Source organism: Aeromicrobium sp. P2_G6, assembly GCF_056403535.1.
The window spans coordinates 216571-236128 of record NZ_JBFUFH010000008.1 but is presented as its reverse complement, the minus strand read 5'-3'; the positions used below and the strand labels follow the sequence as shown (position 1 = coordinate 236128).

19 protein-coding genes are annotated in these 19558 nt (G+C 67.5%); 2 read left to right on the top strand and 17 right to left on the bottom strand.

What is annotated here, in order from left to right:
- Window positions 1–648 (top strand): HNH endonuclease signature motif containing protein (locus tag AC1DVU_RS21695; RefSeq protein ID WP_476924539.1); only part of this gene is annotated, 648 nt, incomplete at its 5' end.
- Between the two features lie 21 nt (window positions 649–669).
- On the opposite strand, the gene AC1DVU_RS21690 is transcribed toward AC1DVU_RS21695, so the two are convergent.
- A complete protein-coding gene (locus AC1DVU_RS21690; RefSeq protein WP_476924538.1) occupies window positions 670–1395 on the bottom strand; it encodes a YwaF family protein in 726 nt (241 codons plus the stop codon).
- A gap of 39 nt (window positions 1396–1434) precedes the next feature.
- The gene (locus AC1DVU_RS21685) at window positions 1435–2022 is read right to left on the bottom strand and encodes a class I SAM-dependent methyltransferase (protein WP_476924537.1); all 588 of its coding nucleotides are present in this window, start codon (window positions 2020–2022) and stop codon (window positions 1435–1437) included.
- A 106-nt stretch (window positions 2023–2128) separates the two neighbouring features.
- Here AC1DVU_RS21685 and rarD point away from each other — a divergent pair, with 106 nt between their 5' ends.
- Window positions 2129–3031, top strand: coding sequence for an EamA family transporter RarD (gene rarD / locus AC1DVU_RS21680; protein ID WP_476924536.1), 903 nt, complete (start codon window positions 2129–2131; stop codon window positions 3029–3031).
- A 16-nt stretch (window positions 3032–3047) separates the two neighbouring features.
- Here the strand turns inward: rarD and AC1DVU_RS21675 are convergent, their stop codons facing one another.
- From AC1DVU_RS21675 to AC1DVU_RS21605, 15 genes are all read right to left on the bottom strand, one after another.
- Window positions 3048–4037, bottom strand: a complete 990-nt coding sequence (locus AC1DVU_RS21675; protein ID WP_476924535.1) for a polyprenyl synthetase family protein — start codon at window positions 4035–4037, stop codon at window positions 3048–3050.
- Between the two features lie 22 nt (window positions 4038–4059).
- A complete protein-coding gene (nuoN, locus tag AC1DVU_RS21670) occupies window positions 4060–5682 on the bottom strand; it encodes an NADH-quinone oxidoreductase subunit NuoN (RefSeq protein WP_476924534.1) in 1623 nt (540 codons plus the stop codon).
- Window positions 5679–7223 (bottom strand): NADH-quinone oxidoreductase subunit M, encoded by a 1545-nt coding sequence (locus AC1DVU_RS21665; protein WP_476924533.1) that lies wholly within the window; start codon window positions 7221–7223, stop codon window positions 5679–5681. The genes nuoN and AC1DVU_RS21665 overlap by 4 nt, the downstream gene beginning before the upstream one ends.
- The gene (gene nuoL / locus AC1DVU_RS21660; RefSeq protein ID WP_476924532.1) at window positions 7220–9097 is read right to left on the bottom strand and encodes an NADH-quinone oxidoreductase subunit L; all 1878 of its coding nucleotides are present in this window, start codon (window positions 9095–9097) and stop codon (window positions 7220–7222) included. Before nuoL ends, AC1DVU_RS21665 begins: the two co-directional genes overlap by 4 nt.
- A gap of 10 nt (window positions 9098–9107) precedes the next feature.
- A complete protein-coding gene (nuoK, locus tag AC1DVU_RS21655; RefSeq protein WP_476924531.1) occupies window positions 9108–9401 on the bottom strand; it encodes an NADH-quinone oxidoreductase subunit NuoK in 294 nt (97 codons plus the stop codon).
- Window positions 9398–10177 (bottom strand): NADH-quinone oxidoreductase subunit J, encoded by a 780-nt coding sequence (locus AC1DVU_RS21650; protein ID WP_476924530.1) that lies wholly within the window; start codon window positions 10175–10177, stop codon window positions 9398–9400. Before AC1DVU_RS21650 ends, nuoK begins: the two co-directional genes overlap by 4 nt.
- Window positions 10174–10761 (bottom strand): NADH-quinone oxidoreductase subunit NuoI, encoded by a 588-nt coding sequence (nuoI, locus tag AC1DVU_RS21645; RefSeq protein WP_476924529.1) that lies wholly within the window; start codon window positions 10759–10761, stop codon window positions 10174–10176. The genes AC1DVU_RS21650 and nuoI overlap by 4 nt, the downstream gene beginning before the upstream one ends.
- 79 nt (window positions 10762–10840) lie before the next feature.
- Window positions 10841–12070, bottom strand: a complete 1230-nt coding sequence (gene nuoH, locus AC1DVU_RS21640; RefSeq protein WP_476924528.1) for an NADH-quinone oxidoreductase subunit NuoH — start codon at window positions 12068–12070, stop codon at window positions 10841–10843.
- A complete protein-coding gene (locus AC1DVU_RS21635) occupies window positions 12067–14460 on the bottom strand; it encodes an NADH-quinone oxidoreductase subunit G (protein WP_476924527.1) in 2394 nt (797 codons plus the stop codon). Before AC1DVU_RS21635 ends, nuoH begins: the two co-directional genes overlap by 4 nt.
- Entirely contained in the window at window positions 14457–15770 is a 1314-nt protein-coding gene (nuoF, locus tag AC1DVU_RS21630) for an NADH-quinone oxidoreductase subunit NuoF (RefSeq protein WP_476924526.1), read from the bottom strand. The genes AC1DVU_RS21635 and nuoF overlap by 4 nt, the downstream gene beginning before the upstream one ends.
- Window positions 15763–16548: an NADH-quinone oxidoreductase subunit NuoE gene (gene nuoE, locus AC1DVU_RS21625; RefSeq protein WP_476924525.1), complete on the bottom strand. Its 786-nt coding sequence runs from the start codon at window positions 16546–16548 to the stop codon at window positions 15763–15765. The genes nuoF and nuoE overlap by 8 nt, the downstream gene beginning before the upstream one ends.
- Window positions 16548–17888 (bottom strand): NADH-quinone oxidoreductase subunit D, encoded by a 1341-nt coding sequence (locus tag AC1DVU_RS21620; protein WP_476924524.1) that lies wholly within the window; start codon window positions 17886–17888, stop codon window positions 16548–16550. The genes nuoE and AC1DVU_RS21620 overlap by 1 nt, the downstream gene beginning before the upstream one ends.
- A complete protein-coding gene (locus AC1DVU_RS21615) occupies window positions 17885–18634 on the bottom strand; it encodes an NADH-quinone oxidoreductase subunit C (protein ID WP_476924523.1) in 750 nt (249 codons plus the stop codon). Before AC1DVU_RS21615 ends, AC1DVU_RS21620 begins: the two co-directional genes overlap by 4 nt.
- Window positions 18634–19188, bottom strand: a complete 555-nt coding sequence (locus AC1DVU_RS21610; RefSeq protein ID WP_476924522.1) for a NuoB/complex I 20 kDa subunit family protein — start codon at window positions 19186–19188, stop codon at window positions 18634–18636. Before AC1DVU_RS21610 ends, AC1DVU_RS21615 begins: the two co-directional genes overlap by 1 nt.
- Window positions 19179–19538 carry an NADH-quinone oxidoreductase subunit A gene (locus AC1DVU_RS21605; protein WP_476924521.1) on the bottom strand — a complete coding sequence of 120 codons (360 nt, stop codon included), beginning with the start codon at window positions 19536–19538 and terminating at the stop codon, window positions 19179–19181. Before AC1DVU_RS21605 ends, AC1DVU_RS21610 begins: the two co-directional genes overlap by 10 nt.
- Window positions 19539–19558 lie beyond the last annotated feature (20 nt).

The window sequence follows — 19558 nt, the reverse complement described above, 5'->3', positions numbered from 1 at the left end:
ATGCTCAAGACTGCGATCGAAGCCATCAGCGCACCCCGCCGCGACCACCTCCACGACCACACACCGGCCGCGGAGTCCTACTACGACAAAGACCTGGAATACCGGCACCGCCTCGGCATGGGATTCGCCGAACTCTGCAACCACCTGCCCGGCGACACCCTGCCCGGCAAAGGCGGACTCGGCGCCACCCTCATGGTCCGCTTCGACTACGACACCCTCGTCGCCGGCATCAAACCCGCCACCTTGTCCACCGGCACCCGGATCTCCGCCGGCCAGGCCCGGCAGATGGCCTGCCGGCTCGGCATGATCCCGCAGGTGTTCAACGGCAAATCGCTCCCGTTGGATCACGGACATGAGCAACGCGTCTTCACCAAGACCCAACGCCAAGCCCTGGACAACCGTGACGGCGGCTGCACCTTCCCCAGCTGCGACAGGCCACCCGAATGGTGCGAAGCCCACCACTGGCGCACCAGATGGGCCGACGGATCAGACACCACACTCGACGACGGCGTCCTGATCTGCCCCTTCCACCACCGCACCGTCCACGACAAAGACTGGGCCATCCGAATGTCACCGGTCGACGGCCACCCCGAATACCGGCCACCCGGATCCGACACCTGGAAACGCAACCACCGCTGGCGACCCTGAACCGCCGCAAGCTCGAGGGAACTAGTGGGGCGGCGGCACCCGTCTGCCTCTAGGTACGTCTTGCCGCTCCCGCACCCACGGCCAGGTCAGCAGCGCCCACACGACTGCGACGATCGCGATCTCGAGGACGACGTACAGCGGCCACGGTCCGAGGTAGTCCAGCAGCGACGAGCTCTTGGGCAGCCGGTTGAGGTAACCGTAGTTGGTGTCGGCGATGACGTTGAACACGTACGCGCTGACAGCCCAGGCCAGCGTGATCGCGATGGTCTGCCGGTACGTGTGCCAAGTCGGCAGGATCCGCAGGCCGAGCACCAGGAAGAACGAGGCCCAGACGATCAGCAGGTGCATGCCCCAGAACATCAGGAACCTGGCCTCGGGGAAGTCCGAGGCGAGGTCGGGAGTGAAGATGCCCTGGGTCGTGAGGGTGATGCCCCACAGGTAGGTGATGGTCGCGCTGAGCCGGTTGCGGGTCCACAGGGCGTGGACCGCGAACACCCAGCCGAAGTCGCACAGCTGGAACGGCAGGGACGTCTGTAGGTCCCACTCGTCCGGAGTGAACTGCAGGATCTGGAGCGGCAGGGCGATCGCGACGATCGCGACGGCGAACGTACGCCTGACCGGTTGTTCCTGCGCAGTCCCCCGCAGCCGACGACCCGCCAGCACCGCCACGACGATGCCGACTGCGAAGATTGCCAGGACAGTGAGGTGCGACGGCCCGTACGACTCGAAACGCCCAGCGGCGAGCATGCTCCGACGCTAGCCCATCCCGCGCCAAACGGCCGGGCGTCAGGGCACGCGCAGGAACGTGACCGCAAACTCGGCATCGTCGCTGAACGGCACCAGGTCCCACGTCGCGAAGCGCTGCTCCAGCACAAGCCCGGCGGACGCAATGTCAGCGTCGAACCGGTCGATGTCGTAGCCCCGGTCGAGCGCGAATCCCAGCACGATCCGGCCACCCGTGCGGACATGGGCCCGAAGCCGGGCCAGCACCTCGGGTTCCGTGCCAGGGGCGACGAACACCATGACGTTGCCGGCAACCACCGCGACGTCGAACAGCTCTTCGGCGAGGTCGAGCTGACTCAGGTCCGAGACGAGCCAGCGCGGTCCGGGATGGTCCTCGTTCGCAGCGGCGATCAGCACCGGATCCGCGTCGACCCCGACGACAGTGTGCCCGCGCTCGTGCAATACGGCGCCGACCCGGCCCGGCCCACACCCGGCGTCAAGGATTCGGGAGCCGGGCGCAACGATCGCGTCGATCAGGCGCGCCTCACCCCCGAGGTCGGCGCCCTCAGCCGCCATCGTGCGAAAGCGTTCGACGTACCACTCAGAGTGGCCGTCCTTGGTCTCGGTGAACCACCGCGGTTGTTCAGCCATGAGGCTATGGTGCCCCGCCGGTCAGACTTCGCCGAATTCCGGCCAACCTTTCGCGCCGTGGCCACGACGGCCTGAGGAAGACCTCCCACGGGCGTACTCTCGTCTGGTGAACGACTCCAAGAGCGGTGTGGCCCTTGGAGTCGCCGCCTACCTGTGTTGGGGCTTCTTCCCGCTCTACTGGCCGTTGCTCGAACCGGCGAGCTCGCTGGAGATCCTCGCCCACCGGTTCGTCTGGTCGATGGTGTTCGTCCTCGTGTCGATCACTGCGATGGGCAAGTGGTCGAAGTTCATCGCCATCGCCCATGACCGCCGCCTCATGGTGATCCTGACGTTTGCGTCGATCACGATCGCGCTCAACTGGGGCGGCTTCATCTACGGCGTCACCAACGGGCACGTCGTCGAGACGTCGCTGGGCTACTTCATCAACCCGCTCGTCACGGTGCTGCTCGGCGTCTTCGTGCTCAAGGAGACGCTCCGACCCGCACAGTGGGGAGCCATCGGGATCGGCGCCCTGGCGGTCGTCGTGCTGTCGGTCGGGTACGGCCGGCTGCCGTGGATCGCGCTGCTGGTCGCGTTCTCGTTCGCGACGTACGGATTCCTCAAGAAGAAGGCCAACCTCGGCGCGTTCGAGGGGCTCGGGATGGAGACGGCGATCCTGTTCCCCGTCGCGGTCGCCTTCCTCGTCGTGCTCCAGGTACGCGGCGCCCTGACGTTCGGTCATGACAGTCCGGGCAATACCGCCCTGCTGATCGGCACCGGCGTGGTCACCGCGATCCCTCTGCTGCTGTTCGGCGCCGCAGCCACCCGGCTGACGCTGACGACGATCGGGATCCTGCAGTACCTCGGCCCGATCATCCAGTTCATCACCGGCCTGACGATCTTCGACGAGACCATGACCACCGAGCGGTGGATCGGCTTCATCCTGGTGTGGCTCGCGCTCGTGATCTTCACGATCGACGCGATCACCAGCCGCCGCCGCGGTGCCCGGCCAGAGCCGGCCTGCATCTAGTCGGCCTGCGGCCGGTTCAGCCCAGCCGGTTGGCGACGGTGTCGCAGAGGGCTTGCAGTGCCTCGCGGGCCGGCACATCGGGCAGCTTGGCGAGCAGGGCGCTCGCGGCGTCGGCCTCGGCCTGGACGTAGGCGCGGGCCTCGTTCATCGCGGGATGCACGCGCAGCAGCCGGAGGGCCTCGTCGAGCTCGACGTCGTCGGTCAACGGCTTGGCCAGCAGGGACCGGAGCCGCTCGCTCTCGGCGTCGGTCGACCGGAGCGCGATGAGCGTCGGCAGCGTGGGGACGCCCTCGCGCAGGTCAGTGCCCGGGGTCTTGCCCGAGTCGCCGGTCTCGCTGGCGATGTCGATGATGTCGTCGCTGAGCTGGAATGCCGCGCCGATCCGCTCGCCGAACTCGCTGAGCGTCTCCTGCACGTCGACCGGGGCTCCGGCCATCTTGGCGCCGAACAGCGCCGCCGTGGCGATCAGCGACCCGGTCTTGTCCGCGACGACTGACAGGTAGTGGGCCAGGGCGTCATCGTCCTCGGACGGGCCGAGGGTCTCGCGGATCTGGCCCTTGACAAGCCGGGAGAACGTCCGCGCCTGGATGCGTACGGCCTCGGGGCCGAGGTCCGACACCAGATCTGAGGCCTGCGCGAACAGGTAGTCGCCGACCAGGATCGCGACCGAGTTGTCCCAACGCGCGTTGGCGCTCGGCGCACCGCGGCGCTTGTCCGCCTCGTCCATGACGTCGTCGTGATAGAGCGTCGCCAGGTGCGTGAGCTCGACAACCACCGCAGAACGTACGACGTCGGGATTGGCGGACTCGCCGAACTCCGCGCTGAGCATCACCAGCAGCGGCCGGAAGCGCTTTCCTCCGGCGTTGAGCAGGTGAGCTGCGGCTTCGGCGACGAACTTCTCCGGGCTGTCGACGGCGGCGAGGAGCTGCTTCTCGACCTGTTCGACCCCCACCAGGACGCGCGACTCCAGGGCGGGGTCGGTGAACGAGACACCCAGACGGGACACGCAGAACTCCTTGGGGAACGGATCAGCGCACGAAGGCGCCCGCATGCTGCGCGAGATCGAGCACCGGTCCCGGAATGATACCGAGTCCCAGCGTGGCGATCACAGCCACGGCGAGCACCCCGGTGGTCAGGACGCTCGGCACCGCAACGGTCGGCCCTTCGCCGACCGGATCGGTGAAGAACATCAGCACGATGACCCGGACGTAGAAGTAGGCGGCGAGCGCACTCACGAGCACGCCGATCACGACCAGCCACCAGTAGCCACCGGACCATGCCGCGCTGAAGACCGTCCACTTGCCGATGAAGCCACCCGTGAGCGGGATGCCGGCGAACGACAGCATGAACAGCGCGAACGAGCCCGCGAGCACCGGCGACGTCTTGCCGAGGCCGGCCCACTTCGACAGGTGGGTCGTCTCGCCACCGGAGTCGCGGACGAGGGTCACGACCGCGAACGCGCCGATCGAGGAGACGCCGTAGACCGTCAGGTAGAACAGGATGCTCGAGGTCGAGGTGACTCGCGAGGAGTCGCTCGTGCCGATGTAGGCGCCGGTGAAGCCGACCAGCAGGAAGCCCGCGTGGGCGATCGAGGAGTAGGCCAGCATGCGCTTGACGTCGGTCTGCGAGATCGACACGACCGCGCCGAGGAACATCGTGATGATCGCGATCGCGACGATGATCGGCCGCCAATCCCACGAGGAGCCACCGAACGCCACGAAGAACACCCGCAGCAGGGCGAGGAACGCCGCGGCCTTGGTGCCGGCCGCCATGAACGCGGTGACCGAGGTCGGGGCGCCCTGGTAGACGTCTGGCGTCCAGGTGTGGAACGGCACGGCGCCGATCTTGAACAGCAGACCGACCGCGATGAGCGCGGTGGCAGCGAGCAGCATGTTCTCGCCGCCCGTGCGGTTGGTGACGGCGATGTCGATGTCGGAGAGCTTGAAGCTACCGGCATAGCCGTACGTCAGCGCGATGCCGTAGAGGAAGAACACCGACGAGAACGCGCCCAGGAGGAAGTACTTGAGCGCGGCCTCCTGGCTCATGAGCCGGCGACGACGGGCGAGGCCACAGAGCAGATAGAGCGGGAGGCTCAGGACCTCGAGGGCCACGAACATCGTCAGCAGGTCGTTGGACGACGCGAAGAGCATCATGCCGACGAGGGCGAACAGCGCGAGCGGGAAGACCTCGGTGTGCTCGACACGATGCTTGATCGCCTCGGCCTCGGCGGCCGAACCCGGCGCGTCGGCGGCCCGGCCCGTGAACCCGCTGAGCCCGCCCTCGAGGCGGCGCTCGGCGAACAGCAGCATGCTGAGGAGCCCGAAGATCAGCAGGATGCCCCACGCGAAGACGCCGGGGCCGTCGATCGCCAGGGCACCCTCGGCGCCGATCTTGCCGCGGGCGAGGACCGAGCTGTCCACCTTGTGGAGGTCCTGGAAGACCCAGACCGTGTCGGCGAATGCCGCGACGATGCCGATGACCGCGATCGCGGCCTGGACCACGAAGCGGGTCGTGCGGGGCCAGAACGCCTCCACGATGACGCCGAGCACGGCGGCACCGGAGATGATGAACAGCGGCGCCAGCAGGGCGTACTCGATGTCCGGGGCGGAGATCGGAGGCAGGTCGGTCGCGGATGCAAGCATGTCGATCATTCGTGGCCTCCTTCCTGCGTGGCTGATTGAGCGATCACCGGTGTCTTGGGCGCCGGGTCACCCTTGCCGACGTGGCTGACCACCTCGTCGATCGCGGGGTTGATGACGTTGAGCAGCGGCTGCGGGAAGAAGCCGAGGCCGACGATCAGGATGATCGCGGGGGTCAGCGACGCCATCTCGCGATGGTCGAGATCGCTCACGCCCTCGTTGCCGGCCTTGAGCGGTCCGGTCATGACGCGTTGGTACATGATCAGGATGTAGAGCGCCGCCAGCACGATGCCGAGGGTCGCGAACGCCGCCGCCGGGATCGATTGCGTGAACGTGCCGGCGAGCACCAGGAACTCCGAGATAAACGGCGCGAGGCCCGGCAGCGAGAGGCTCGACAGGCCTGCGACGAGCAGGACGCCCGACATGATCGGGGCGATCTTCTGGACGCCGCCGAAGTCGGAGATCTTCGCCGAGCCACGTCGGGCGATCATCATGCCCGTGACGAGGAACAGCGCAGCCGTCGAGAGGCCGTGGTTGAACATGTAGAGCGTCGAGCCGGCGAGCGACGTCGTCGTGAACGCGAAGATGCCCAGGATGATGAAGCCGAAGTGCGACACCGAGGTGAACGCGATGAGCCGGCGGATGTCGTCCTGACCGACCGCCAGCAGCGCGCCGTAGAGGATGCTGATGACCGCGAGCACGATGACGACGGGACTGGCCCAGTCCGACGCACCGGGGAACAGCCCGAGGCACCAGCGGATCATGCCGAACGTGCCGATCTTGTCGATCACACTGACCATCAGCACCGACGTGCCCGGCGTGGCCTGGCCCGCGGCATCCGGGAGCCACGTGTGCAGGGGCCACAGCGGCGCCTTGATCGCGAACGCCGCCATGAAGCCGAGGAACAGCAGGCGTTCGGTGTTGGTGCTGAAGTCGAGGTTCTGCAGGTCGCTCAGGAGGAACGACGCATCGCCCTGCCGGGCACTGATGACGTACAGGCCGACGATCGAGGCCAGCATCAGCAAGCCGCCGACAAGGTTGTAGATCAGGAACTTGACCGCGGCGTACGACCGGCTGGGCCCGCCGAACGAGCCGATCAGGAAGTAGAGCGGGATCAGGGTCGCCTCGAACAGGACGTAGAACAAGAAGGCGTCGGTCGCCGCGAACGCGCCGATCGCGAGGCCCTCGACCGCGAGCATCCAGGCGAAGTACGCATTCGTGTTGCGGGGCTCGGGCAGCCGGTCACCCCACGCCGCGAGGATGACGATCGGGGCCAGGACGGTGGTCAGCAGGATCAGCGTGATGCCGATGCCGTTGACGCCGAGGGAGTAGTAGGCGCCGAAGACCTTGATCCACTCGTGCTTCTCGGTCAGCTGGTAGCCGCCGGCGTCCTGGTCGAACTTCGCCATGACGACGAGCGACAGGGCGAGCGTGAGGAGCGAGACGCCGAGCGCGACGTACTTGGCCCGGTGGTGCGGTGCTGACTCACGGGGCAGGAGGGCGAGGATCACCGCTCCCGCGATCGGAGTCGCGGCGAGGATCGAGAGGATCATGCGAGGGTCACCGCCAGGAGGGCAAGGACGAGGACGGCAACGCCGCCGAACATCGTGAGTGCGTACGAACGGACATAACCGGTCTGCGGCTTGCGCAGGAACTGTGAGGTGTCTCCGAGCCGGTCGGCCACACCGGTCACGAAGCCATCGACGCCCTTGCCGTCGAACCACACCAGGAACCGGGTGAGGTGACGTGTCGGGCGTACGACGACGGTGTCGTTGAGCTCGTTGCCGTAGAGCTCGTGGCGACCGGCGCGCGCGAAGATCGAGACCGAGCTGTCGGCGGGCATCTCGGCGGCGATCGGCTCGCGGTTGTAGAAGAACGCCGCGCCCGCGACACCGATGGCGACGACAGCCGTGATGATGAGCGTCAGGACGATCGCCGGGATCTCGAGCTCGTGGTGCTCGGCGTGACCGGTGACCGGCTCGAGCCACTCGCTGATCCAGTCACTGGCCAGCAGCAGGCCGCCAACGGCGGACAGCGCAGCGAGCGCGATCAGCGGCCAGGTCATGACCCGCGGCGACTCGTGCGGGTGCACCTCCTCGCGCCATCTCTTCTCGGAGAAGAACGTCATGATCATCAGGCGAGTCATGTAAAACGCCGTGACGCCGGCGCCGATCAGCGCACCCAGGCCGACCCAGAAGTTCTCGCCGAACGCGGCCTCGATGATCTTGTCCTTGGACCAGAAGCCCGCGAACGGTGGGACGCCGATGATCGCGAGGTAGCCGAGCCCGAACGTCGCGAACGTGATCGGCATGAACGTACGCAGGCCGCCGTAGTGGCGCATCTCGACATCGTCGTTCATGCCATGCATGACCGATCCGGCGCCGAGGAACATGTTGGCCTTGAAGAAGCCGTGCGTGATGAGGTGGAAGATCGCGAACGCGTAGCCGGCCGGGCCGAGGCCGGCGGCGAGCATCATGTAGCCGATCTGGCTCATCGTGGAGCCGGCGAGCGCCTTCTTGATGTCGTCCTTGGCGCAACCGATCCAGGCTCCGGCGAGCAGCGTGACGAGACCGACGATGATGACCGCCGTGCGCGCGGCTTCCGACGCGTCGAAGATGCCGTTGGAGCGTACGACGAGGTAGACGCCCGCGGTGACCATCGTGGCGGCGTGGATCAGGGCCGAGACCGGGGTCGGGCCCTCCATTGCGTCGAGCAGCCAGCTCTGCAGCGGCACCTGGGCGGACTTGCCGCACGCGCCGAGCAGGAGCAGCAAGCCGAGCGCCGTGGCAACCGAGCCCGACGCGCTGGTGATGGCGCCGTTGACGGCAGAGATCGACGAGGTGCCGAACTCGGTGAACATCAGCATGATGCCGATCGCCATGCCGAGGTCGCCGACGCGGTTGACGACGAATGCCTTCTTGGCGGCCGCGGCGGCGGAGTCCTTGTGCTGCCAGAACCCGATCAGGAGGTACGACGCCAGGCCGACACCTTCCCAGCCGAGGAACAGCACGAGGTAGTCCGAGGCGAGGACCAGCGTCAGCATCGCCGCGATGAAGATGTTGAGGAACGCGAAGAACCGGCGCCGGCGCTCGTCGTGCGCCATGTAGCCGATCGAGTAGATGTGGATCAGCGTGCCGACGCCCGTGATGAGCAGCACGAACAGTCCGGACAGCTGGTCGAACGTGAAGCCGGCGTCGACGTGGAACGATCCGGCATCGATCCAGGTGAAGACCTTGGTCGACTCCGACCGCTCCTCGACGTCCTTGCCCATCAGCGACACGAACAGCACCACGCCGAAGATGAAGGAGAGGCTCGAGGCCGCGGTCCCGATGAGGTGCCCGAACCGGTCACCTTCCTTGCCCCACACCAGGAGGCCGAGGCCGCTGGCCAGCGGGATGGCAATCAGCAGCCACTGGAGATCGAACATCGTGCTCCCCCTACGACTTCAAGAGGCTCGCCTCGTCGACCGAGGTCGAACGACGCGCGCGATAGATGGACACGATGATCGACAGTCCGACGACGACCTCGGCGGCCGCGACGACCATGACGAAAAACGCCGCCACCTGCCCGTCGAGGTTGCCGTTCTGCCGGGAGAAGCTGACGAACGCGAGGTTGGTGGCGTTGAGCATGAGCTCGATGCACATGAAGACCACGATCGCGTTGCGGCGGACCAGGACGCCCACACAGCCGATCGTGAAGAGGATCAGGGACAGCGTGATGTACTCGTTCACTTCTCGCCTCCCAACGACTCATCGGAGCGCCGTTCGTCATCGAGCTGCTCGACGACCTTGTCGATGTCGTCGTCGAAGCCCTGGCGGACCTGGCCGCGAGCCACCAGGCTCGAGGAGATCGAGGTGTCGAGTGGGGTGCCGTCAGGAAGCAGGGCCGGGGTGTCGACCGCGTTGTGACGGGCGAAGACACCCGGCGTCGGCAGGGGTCCGGGGTGCCGGCCGGACTCGGCGTACTCCCGCATGCGACGGGCGGCGATGTCGGCCTGCGAGTGCCGGGTCGTGAGGCGCTCCTTGTGGGCCAGCACCATGGCGCCCAGCGCCGCGGTGATCAGCAGCGCACTGGTGAACTCGAACGCCAGGACGTACTTGCCGAACAGCAGCTCACTGAGCCCGTATGGATTGCCGTCGCCGTTGGCAGCCTTGAGGCCGACGACCACGCCCGAGACGGTCTGGCCGACCGCGAGCACGACCGTGAAGCCGAAGAGCAGGCCGATGATCGCCGCCGCGAGGCGCTGGCCGCCGATCGTCTCCTTGACCGCGTCGGAGGAGTCGACGCCGACGAGCATCAGGACGAACAGGAACAGCATCATGATGGCGCCGGTGTAGACGATGATCTGCACGGCGAACAGGAACGGTGCGCCCTGTGCGGCGTAGAGCACGGCGAGGCTGATCATCACGACCGCCAGGCAGAGCGCGGCGTGCACGGCCTTGCGGGCGAAGACCAGTCCGAGCGCGGCGATCACCATGATCGGCGCGAGCAACCAGAAGGCGGTCACTTGGCCTCCCCGGGTGCGCCTGCGGGGTTGACGTCCGCCGTCTCGGCGGGATCCACCGGGAAGATCGGCAGCGACTTGCCGCGGTAGTAGTCCTGGTGGTCGTCGCTGATCATCATCTCGTGCGGCGGCTCGACCATGCCGGGCAGCAGCGGCGCCAGCAGGTCGTTCTTCTCGTAGATCAGATCGGCGCGGTTGTTGTCGGCGAGCTCGTACTCGTTGGTCATCGTCAGCGCGCGCGTCGGGCACGCCTCGATGCACAGCCCGCACAGGATGCAGCGCAGGTAGTTGATCTGGTAGACGCGGCCGTAGCGCTCGCCGGGGCTGTAGCGGTCGCCGTCAACGTTGGAGGCGCCCTCGACATAGATCGCGTCGGCGGGGCAGGCCCACGCGCACAGCTCGCAGCCGATGCACTTCTCGAGGCCGTCGGGCCAGCGGTTGAGCTGGTGCCGGCCGTGGAAGCGTGGCGCCGTCGGGACCTTCTCGAACGGGTACTGCTCGGTCACGGTCTTGCGGAACATCGTCCGGAACGTCACGCCGAATCCGGCGATCGGGTCCCAGAGAGTCTCGCGAAGGGGGTTGCTCATCTCGTCACCTCGTCAGGAAGGGCACGGTATCGAGGCGACGAGATGATCGCTGCCTCATGATTCGCTCGCTGGCGCTCGCTCATCGGGCACTCCTGGTCGGTGGCTCGGTGATGGGCGGCACGGGGTATCCGCCGGCGAAGGCGTCGAACTCGGAGTCGTCGTCTGGCGACGGCTCCGGTTCCTTCTTCTCCGGGATCAGGAACGTCAGGATCACGAGCACTCCGGCTGCGACGGCGACCCAGATGAGGGTCTGCTGGCCCAGCATGTCCTCGCTCTTGAGCTTGCGGATGAAAGCGACCGCGACGATCCAGGCCAGCGCGAACGGGATCAGGACCTTCCAGCCGAAGGTCATGAACTGGTCGTAGCGCATGCGCGGAAGCGTGCCGCGGAGCCAGACGAAGATGAAGATGAAGCCCAACGTCTTGCCGAAGAACCACAACAGCGGCCAGTAGCCCTCGTTGGCGCCCTCCCAGATGTGGGAGATGCCGAACGGTGCGCGCCAGCCGCCGAGGAACATCGTCGTGGCCAGCGCCGAGACGGTGACCATGTTGACGTACTCGGCGAGGAAGAACAGTGCGAACTTGAGCGAGGAGTACTCGGTGTGGAAACCACCGACCAGCTCGCCCTCGGCCTCCGGGAGGTCGAACGGGGCGCGGTTGGTCTCGCCGACCATCGAGATCAGGTAGATCACGAACGACGGGAACAGCGGCACGAAGTACCACATGCTGTGCTGCGCCGACACGATCTGCGACGTCGACATCGAGCCGGCGTACATGAACACCGAGACGAGCGAGAGGCCCATCGCGACTTCGTACGAGATCATCTGCGCACTCGAGCGCAGGCCGCCCAGCAGGGCGTAGATCGAGCCGGAGGACCAGCCCGCGAGCACGATGCCGTAGACCCCGATCGACGTCACCGCGAGGATGTAGAGCACCGCGACCGGCAGGTCGGTGAGCTGCAGGATCGTCTCCTGGTCGGTGAACGGGATCGTCACCTCGGGGCCGAACGGGATGACCGCCCACGCGAGGAAGGCCGGGATCGTGGCGAGGATCGGCGCGAGGACGTAGACGAGCTTGTCGGCCGCCTTGACGACGATGTCTTCCTTGAGTGCGAGCTTGACGCCGTCGGCGAGGCTCTGCAGCAGGCCGGCCGGGCCGTGCACGTTGGGGCCGATGCGGTGCTGCATCTTGGCGACGACACGGCGTTCGAACCAGATGTTGAACAGGGTGTAGACCACCAGCACGACGAAGATCAGCACCGACTTGAGCAGGATCACCCAGAACGGCTCGTTGCCGAAGATGTCGTTCATGACGCTCCCCCGCTGATGCTGACGTGGTCCGCGTAGCCGGCGCCCAGGGCCGAGCGCAGGCTGGCACCGGAGTTGGCCGGGGCCCAGACCACACCGTCGGGCAGCTCGGCGACCTCGGTCGGGAAGCTGACGCTGCCGGCGTCGGTCGACAGCGTCGCCATGCCGCCGGGCTCCACGTCGAACGCCTTGAGCGTCGTCTCGCTGGCGCGCAGCACGGCCGGGCGGGCCGTCGCCTTGAACTCCAGCTGGCCGTCCTGGCCGCGGCCGTCATCGATCATGAGGCGCCACGTGTCGAGCACGACCGTCCGCTTACCTACTCCAGGCCCCTGCTCGTAAGTCTTGGACGGGAAAGCGGCGCGCTCGCCATCCCAAGGGCCAAGTTCGCGCATGGCAGACCTGGCCTGGGCAACCGTACGGAAGCCGAGCGGCCGGCCCATCTCTTCGGCGATGCCGGCGAGGATCCGGATGTCGGTCAGCGAGTTGGGCTCGTGGAGCACGGCGTCGAACGTACGGATGCGGCCCTCCCAGTTGACGAAGCTGCCTGGCTTCTCGACGACGGGGGCGACCGGTAGCACGACGTCGGCGACTGCCGTGACCTCGCTCTCTCGGACCTCGAGGCTCACGATGAACTCGACCTTGTCGAGAGCCTTGCGAGCCGTTGCCGGGTCGGGCAGGTCGTCGATCTCGACGCCGCCGATCAGCAGTGCCTGGACCGTGCCGAGCCTGGCGTCCTCGAAGATCTCGGTGGTGTTGCGACCTCGTCGCGCCGGCACCGTGCGTACGCCCCAGGCCGCGGCCAGGTCGGTGCGAGCCTCGACGTCGTCGAGCGGGCGGCCACCGGGCAGCAGGTCCGGCAGGCAGCCGGTCTCGGCTGCGCCGCGCTCGCCGGCCCGTCGCGGGACCCAGGCGATGCGGGCTCCGGCCTTGTCGGCGGCGGCCACGAGGGCGCTGAAGCCGCCGGGCACCGACGCGAGTCGCTCGCCCACGAGGAAGATCGCGTCCTGGTCGAGCTCGAGGGCGTCCAGTGCCGCCGGCTCGTGGCCGGGGACGGTCTGGACGAGCTCGCCGGACATCTTGCGCAGGCCGCGCGTGGCGTGGCTCGCGATCGCGACGACCTTGCTGCCCGCACGTGAGGCCTTGCGGAGCCGCAGGAAGATGCTGCCGTTCTCGTCCTCGGGCTCGAAGCCGACGAGGACGACGGTCGAGGCCTTCTCGAGATCCGCGAACGTGACGTCGAGCGACGTGGTCACGACCCGGGAGGCCAGGAACTGTGCCTCCTCCTCGGAGTGGGCACGCGCGCGGAAGTCGATGTCGTTGGTACGCAGGACGGTGCGCGCGAACTTGCTGTAGGCGAATGCGTCCTCGGTGGTCAGACGACCGCCGGGCAGCACCCCGACCTTGCCGTCGGCCGCGGCGAGGCCCTTGGCCGCGGCGGCCAGGGCAGCGGGCCACGAGACGGGCTCGAGCTCGTCGGTCTCGGGGTTGCGTACGAGCGGCGTCGTGATGCGGTCGCCGACCGTGGCGTAGGTGAACGCGAAGCGGTCCTTGTCGGTGATCCACTCCTCGTTGACCTCGGGATCATCGCCCGCGAGCCGGCGCATGACCCGGCCGCGACGGTGGTCGACGCGGATCGCGGAGCCGCTGGAGTCGTGCTCGGCGACCGACGGAGTCGAGACCAGGTCGAACGGACGGGCGCGGAAGCGGTAGTCGGCGCTCGTCAGGGCGCCGACGGGGCAGATCTGGATCGTGTTGCCGGAGAAGTAGGAGCTGAACGGCTCCTCCTCGTAGATGCCGACCTGCTGCTGAGCGCCGCGCTCGATCAGCGCGATGAACGGATCACCGGCGATCTGCTCGGAGAACCGGGTGCAGCGGGCGCAGAGGACGCAGCGCTCGCGGTCGAGCAGGACCTGCTCGGAGACCTTGATGGGCTTGGGGAACGTCCGCTTGACCTCGGTGAAGCGGGTCTCGCCCTGCCCGTGCGTCATCGCCTGGTTCTGCAGCGGGCACTCGCCGCCCTTGTCGCAGACCGGGCAGTCGAGCGGGTGGTTGATGAGCAGGAACTCCATGTTGCCGCGCTGGGCCTTCTCGGCGACCGGCGACGTGACCTGGGTCTTGACGACCATTCCGGCCGCGACCTCGATCGTGCAGGACGCCTGCGGCTTGGGGAACCCACGACCGTTGCCGGCGTCGGTGATCTCGACGAGGCACTGGCGGCAGGCGCCGACCGGGTCGAGCAGCGGGTGGTCGCAGAAGCGCGGGATCTCGGTGCCGATCAGCTCGGCGGCGCGGATCACGAGGGTGCCCTTGGGGACGCTGACCTCGACGTCGTCGATCGTCAGCGTGACGAGCTCGACCGGGGTCTGGGTGTCGGGTGTGGCCTCGAGAGTCATGACGCCGTCACCTCCTGGGCGAAGAGCGTGGATGCGGCCGGCGGGAACAGCTCGCGCGACGGCGTGTGCATGCCGGACTCGAACTCGCTGCGGAAGTGCTGGATCGCCGAGGTGATCGGGCTGGTGGCGCCGTCGCCGAGGGCGCAGAACGAGCGGCCGAGGATGTTCTCGCAGAGGTCGAGCAGCAGCTCGATGTCGCCGTCCTTGCCCTGGCCCTCGTCGAGGCGCTGCAGGGTCTGGACCAGCCACCACGTGCCTTCGCGGCACGGCGTGCACTTGCCGCACGACTCGTGCTTGTAGAACTCGGTCCAGCGGAGCACGCAGCGTACGACCGAGGTCGTCTGGTCGAAGACCTGGAGCGCCTTGGTGCCCAGCATCGAGCCGGCTGCTCCGACCCCTTCGTAGTCGAGCGGGATGTCGAGGTGCTCGGCCGTGAGGATCGGGGTGGACGAGCCGCCGGGGGTCCAGAACTTCAGCTCGCTGCCGGGCCGCATGCCGCCGCCGAGGTCGAGCAGCTCGCGGAGTGTGATGCCGAGCGGCGCTTCGTACTGGCCCGGGCGGGCGACGTGGCCCGAGAGTGAGTAGAGCGTGTAGCCCTTGGACTTCTCGGTACCCATCGAGCCGAACCAGTCGACGCCGTTCTTGACGATCGACGGCACCGAGGCGATCGACTCGACGTTGTTGACGACGGTAGGCGAGGCGTAGAGGCCCTCAACCGCAGGGAACGGCGGGCGCAGGCGGGGCTGGCCGCGGCGACCCTCGAGCGAGTCGAGGAGCGCGGTCTCCTCGCCGCAGATGTAGGCGCCGGCGCCGGCGTGGATGATGAGCTCGACGTCGACCCCCGAGCCGAGGATGTCGGTGCCGAGGTAGCCGGCCTTCTGGGCCTCACGTGCGGCGGCGCGCAGGCGGCGTACGACGTGGAGGACCTCGCCGCGTACGTAGATGAACGCGGTCTTGGCGCGGATCGCGTGGGCCGCGATGATGACGCCCTCGATCAGCGTGTGCGGCGTTGCCATCATGAGCGGGATGTCCTTGCAGGTGCCCGGCTCGGACTCGTCGGCGTTGACGACGAGGTACTTGGGCTTCGGGTTGTCCTGAGGGATGAAGCTCCACTTCATGCCGGTCGGGAAGCCCGCACCGCCACGACCACGAAGGCCGGAGTCCTTGACCAACGCGATCAGGTCGTCGGGTGCCATCTTGAGCGCGGTCTCGAGCGCGGAATAGCCCCCGGCCTTCTTGTACGCCTTGAGGGTCCATGCGCGATCCGTGCCCCAGTCGGCGCTGAGCACCGGGGTGAGGGTGTCAGTCATCCTTGCCCTCCTTGGCGGTGTCGGCCGGAGATTCCTCGACCTTGGTCTCGGACTCGGCGCGCGACGTGTCGGCGTGCTCGGCGGCCTCGGTCTTGGTCTTCGGCTCGGTCGTCGATTCGGGCTTCTTCTTCGTCTCTTCCACGGTCGGCGCCGACCAGCCGCGTTCGGCGGCGATCTCGAGTCCGGCGAGCGACGGGCCCGCAGCGGCGGGACCCTCGTCGACGAGGCCGTCCTCGAAGCCCGCGAGCACTCGCTCGGCCTCGCGCCACGACGTGATCGTGGCACCGCGCGTCGCCTGCACCGGCTCGCCGGCGCGCAGCTTGTCGACGAGCTCGACCGCGGACTCGGGAGTCTGGTTGTCGAAGAACTCCCAGTTGACCATCATGACCGGCGCGAAGTCGCAGGCAGCGTTGCACTCGATGTGCTCGAGCGTGACCTTGCCGTCCTCGGTCGTCTCGTCGTTGCCGACGTCGAGGTAGCCCTTGAGCCGCTCGAAGATCAAGTCGCCGCCCATCACGGCACACAGGGTGTTGGTGCAGACCCCGACGTGGTGCTCACCCATCGGCCGGCGCTTGTACATCGTGTAGAACGTCGCGACACCCGAGACCTCGGCGGCGCTGATGCCGAGGATGTCGGCGCAGACCTCGATTCCCTCGTTGGTGACATTGCCCTCGGCCGACTGGATCAGGTGCAGCATCGGCAGCAAGGCGCTGCGTGACTGGGGATAGCGGCCGGCGAGCTCGCGCAGCTCACCCAGCGTGGTGTCCGTGAGGCTCATCAGCGGTCCACCCCACCCATGACCGGGTCGATGCTGGCGATCGCGACGATCACGTCGGACAGCATGCCGCCCTCGCTCATGACCGAGGTGCCCTGCAGGTTGACGAACGACGGATCGCGGAAGTGCGCGCGGTAGGGCCGGGTGCCGCCGTCGGAGACGACGTGGCAGCCGATCTCGCCGCGCGGCGCCTCGATGCTCGCGTACGCCTGGCCGGCGGGCACGCGGAAGCCCTCGGTGACGATCTTGAAGTGGTGGATCAGCGCTTCCATCGACTCACCCATGATGTGCTTGATGTGCTCGGCGGAGTTGCCCTGGCCGTCCGCGCCGACGCTCAGCTGCGAGGGCCAGGCGATCTTCTTGTCGGCGACCATGACGGGCTGGCCTTCCATGCCCGCAAGCCGCTCGATGGCCTGCTCGACGATCTTGATGGATTCCCACATCTCGTCGAGGCGCACGCGGAACCGGCCGTACGCGTCGGGCTCGTCGCGGGTCACGACGTCGAAGTCGTACGTGTCGTAGCCCCAGTAGGGCTGCTTCCGGCGCAGGTCCCAGTCGTAACCCGTCGAGCGCAGCACGGGCCCGGTGAGGCCGAGCGCGAGGCAGCCGGCGAGGTCGAGGTGGCCGACACCCTTGAGGCGACCCTTGAAGATCGGGTTGGCGTTGCACAGTGCGGCGTACTCGGGCAGGCGCTTCTTGAGCAGGCGGACCGTGGAGCGGAGCTTCTCGATCGCACCGGCCGGCAGGTCCTGCGCGACGCCGCCGGGGCGGAAGTAGGCGTGGTTCATGCGCAAGCCGGTGATCATCTCGAACAGGTCGAGGATCAGCTCGCGGTCGCGGAACCCGCAGGTCATGACCGTCAGGGCGCCGATCTCCATGCCGCCGGTCGCGAGGCAGACCAGGTGCGAGGAGATCCGGTTGAGCTCGAGCATCAGGACGCGGATCGCCTGGGCCTTCTCGGGCGCTTCGATGCCGAGCAGCTTCTCGACCGCCATGACGTAGGCCGCCTCGTTGGAGAACGGCGCGACGTAGTCCATCCGGGTGCAGAACGTCACGCCCTGCGTCCAGGTGCGGTATTCCATGTTCTTCTCGATGCCGGTGTGCAGATAGCCGATGCCGGCCCTTGCATCGCGCACCGTCTCGCCGTCGATCTCGAGCACGAGGCGCAGCACGCCGTGCGTCGACGGGTGCTGCGGGCCCATGTTGATGACGAGGTGGTCGCCCTCGACCGCCGAGGCGTCGATCGTGTCCCAGTCCTGGCCGGTCACGGTGAAGACCGGGCCCTCGGCCGAGTCGGTCGTGCTGGCGTAGGGATCGCTCACGGTCTGATCGGTGTCGGTCATGAGTAGCTCCTCCGCTGGTCCGGCGGTGCGATGGTGCCGCCCTTGTACTCCACCGGGATGCCACCGAGCGGGTAATCCTTGCGCTGCGGGTGGCCGGGCCAGTCGTCCGGCATCAGGATGCGGGTCAGGGCTGGGTGGCCGTCGAAGATGATCCCGAACATGTCCCAGGTCTCCCGCTCCTGCCAGTCGGCGGTCGGGTAGATGCTGACGACGCTCGGGAGGTGCCGGTCGTCGTCGGGCGTGACGACCTCGAGCCGGATCCGACGGTTGTGGGTCATCGAGAGCAGGTGATAGACGACGTGCAGCTCGCGGCCGGTCTCGTGCGGGAAGTGCACGCCCGAGACGCTGGAGCAGAACTCGAAGCGCAGGACCGGATCGTTGCGCAGGTGCGTGACGGTCTCCAGCAGCTTGTGCCGGCGGATGAAGAACGTGATCTCGCCACGGTCGACGACGACCTTCTCGATCGCCTCATCGAGCTCCGTGATGGTCGCCAGCTGGTCGGCGACGTCGTCGTACCAACCGCCGTAGGGACGCTGGGTCGCTCCAGGCATCATGACCGGCCGGGTCAGGCCGCCGAAGCCGCTGGTGTCGCCGGTGCCGTGAGCGCCGAAGGCGCCCTCTCGGACCTCGACGATCTCGAGCTCGACTGCGTCGCTCTTGACCAGCTCGGCCTGTGTCTCGTGCGAGGCGTCCTGGGTCTCGGTGCCCTTGTCCCGGGCGTCCTTGTTGCCCTTGGCGTCAACCATCAGCGCATGAGTCCCTTCATGGCCGAGGTCGGCGTGGCGAGGAGGGCAACCTTCTCGTCCTGCTTGATCTCGTCGAGACGGTTGGCGCCGAGCTTCTCGTGCTGGATCTGGTCATGCAGCTTGAGGATCGCGTCGATCAGCATCTCGGGGCGGGGCGGGCAGCCGGGGAGGTACATGTCGACCGGCACGACGTGGTCGACGCCCTGCACGATCGCGTAGTTGTTGAACATGCCGCCCGAGCTGGCGCAGACGCCCATCGCGAGGACGTACTTGGGGCCGGCCATCTGGTCGTAGATCTGGCGGACGACGGGGGCCATCTTGTTGCTGACCCGGCCGGCGACGATCATCAGGTCGGCCTGGCGCGGCGAGGGCCGGAAGACCTCCATGCCGAAGCGCGCCGAGTCGAACCGCGGGGCGCCGAACGTCATCATCTCGATCGCGCAGCACGCGAGCCCGAAGGTCGCGGGCCAGAACGAGGCCTTGCGCATGTAGCCGGCGAGTCCCTCGACGGTGGAGAGGAGCACCCCGCTCGGCAGCTTTTCTTCTAGTCCCATTCGAGGCCTCCACGGCGCCAGACGTACGCATAGGCGATGAACACGGTCACCATGAAGATGAACATCTCGATCAGCCCGAACCACCCGAGCGCGTCAAAGGCGACGGCGAACGGGTAGAGGAAGATGATCTCGATGTCGAACACGATGAACAGCATCGCGATGATGAAGTAGCGGATCGAGACCTTGCCGCCGCCCTCGGGCAGCGGACTGGGCTCGATGCCGGACTCGTAGCGGTCCAGCTTGGCCCGGTTGTAGCGCTTGGGCCCGGTCAGCGGGGCGATCGCGACGCTGCCGATGGCAAATGCAGCCGCAATGGCTCCGAGCACGATGATCGGCGTGTAAGCCGTCACGGCACCTCCCAGGCTTCAAC